1 protein-coding gene and 2 pseudogenes are annotated in these 1,729 nt (G+C 36.7%); 1 reads left to right on the forward strand and 2 read right to left on the reverse strand.

Features of this window, described 5'->3' with window-relative positions:
* Positions 1-23 precede the first annotated feature (23 nt).
* Together P20480_RS19435 and P20480_RS06655 are read right to left on the reverse strand one after the other, a co-directional pair.
* Positions 24-485 (reverse strand): annotated as a pseudogene (locus tag P20480_RS19435) (S41 family peptidase); the annotation flags it as partial.
* 62 nt (positions 486-547) lie between these two features.
* Positions 548-847 (reverse strand): hypothetical protein, encoded by a 300-nt coding sequence (locus P20480_RS06655; protein ID WP_008130696.1) that lies wholly within the window; start codon positions 845-847, stop codon positions 548-550.
* A gap of 201 nt (positions 848-1,048) precedes the next feature.
* Here P20480_RS06655 and P20480_RS18325 point away from each other — a divergent pair.
* Positions 1,049-1,729, forward strand: a pseudogene (locus P20480_RS18325) (asparagine synthase-related protein); the annotation flags it as partial.

A 1,729-nucleotide genomic window follows, 5' to 3' on the forward strand; every position in this document is an offset into this window, starting at 1 on the left:
AAGAGCGGTTTTTTATTTTTGAGCTATGGGATGCGCTTAATCTGCTCTAATAGTATATTCGTTGTCCAATCAACGCCGTTATACGCAATATCTGGCTTGTAAAAATCACCTGCCCCTCGCGCTCTATTTACATATACTTTATTTGGCACTACAACTTTACCTAAGCCTGAAGGTAAATCGGCTAAACGTACCTCCATATACATCGAGTCAGCGCTACTGGGTGCACCAAACAACGTGGTATTTTCAAAAAGCTTAAACTTATCAAGCGCATCTAAACAAGCACTAGCGCATTGCGGCGGCACTATAACAAACACCTTGGTTTTAAAGTCACTCACTAACGGCTCTTCTGGTAGGATATTTAGCGTAGTAGACTCTCGTTATACATAAGATGGATCACCACTTTTAAGCGATAAAGCCATGCCCGCAGCTACAGCTTTAAGTACTTTAAATATTTCGGGTTGATCTTTTATTATGTCCAATAGAGACATTGCATGATACCAAACAGACTGCTGCAAATTTAACCTAAAGGTCAACAGACCCTAATCATTTAATGCTTGAGTAAACGAATCCATTCATCGGGGTTTGCTATAATAAAATCATAAGTATCTTCATTTTCTAAGGTGATTGTTATTGCATCGCTTGTTAGTGGTAAAATGCCAGCACCTGTACCTACTGACTTTTCAATTTTTACGATTGCGCTGCGTGTTAAAGTATAAGGTCCTAAACCAGCACGTTCATTGTATGGCTCAAAACGTACCTCACCTTGCGTTACATAAAATTTACCATCGGCTTTTGCCACACCGCTTTGGTACGTAGCAGTAGATGATTTGAGTATTTCATTGTTCATTCGGTTTTCCTGCTGATTGATAAATTTACTTTTATAAAATGTATGCACCTTAATACGTTATATAATTTTGTGTTGTGAGGCAATTAATTTGTACCCAAAAAGCAAAAAGTTAGCACGGCGTCTCTTTAAAAAAAATTTTCATTAATCTTGGTACAAACCTTGATACCTAATTAATATCAAAACGAATTACAGGTACGGGTTATGGCGAAATTTTTTGGAATTTATTATGCATCTGGGCTAACTCAACATCATGATTTTATTATTAATAAATTTAAAGCTGAAGATGCTAAAGTAAACAGTGGCACAATAAACGAAGTACATGAACAGGCTCTTTACTTAGCTAGTTTAGATTATGAAACCTTTGGCCCACATGCTTTTTTGCAAACAGATTCGCATATTGCAACACTGGTTGGTCACCCACTTTTAAGCGCGAACCGAAATAATGATTTAAACACCCTAAACTCACATTATACCAATGCAATGCTTACAGAATGTGAAGGTGTTTTTTGTATGGCACGGTATAACAAGGTTACGAATGTATTAAACTTAGTTACCGATTCCCTTGGGGTTCGCCCTTTTTATTATATGTATTATGAAGGTGCTTTTATTTTTAGTACCCAATATAGCATACTCAAAAACTTAGGCTTACCACTTACCTGTAATCACGAAGGAATGATGGAATATGCAACACTTGGGTATTACCTATTTGAGAATACCCATTACAACGAAATTTCGTGTATTCGCCCAGGAACTCGCCTAGAAGCATCATCTAACGGGGTTACTAAAACACAGTATTTTGACTGGTGCAGCTTTACTAAAAATAATGATAATTACGAAAAAACACTGCATAGCTTAAAGCAAGACCTATCTAACAATGTAAAC

It is taken from the genome of Pseudoalteromonas sp. BSi20480, assembly GCF_000241365.1.
In the GTDB taxonomy this organism is placed as follows: Bacteria; Pseudomonadota; Gammaproteobacteria; order Enterobacterales; family Alteromonadaceae; genus Pseudoalteromonas; species Pseudoalteromonas marina.

Excerpts from the sequence above, each read along its gene's own strand:
- P20480_RS06655 (WP_008130696.1), bottom strand. The coding sequence starts at position 847 with ATGAACAATGAAATACTCAAATCATCTACTGCTACGTACCAAAGCGGT.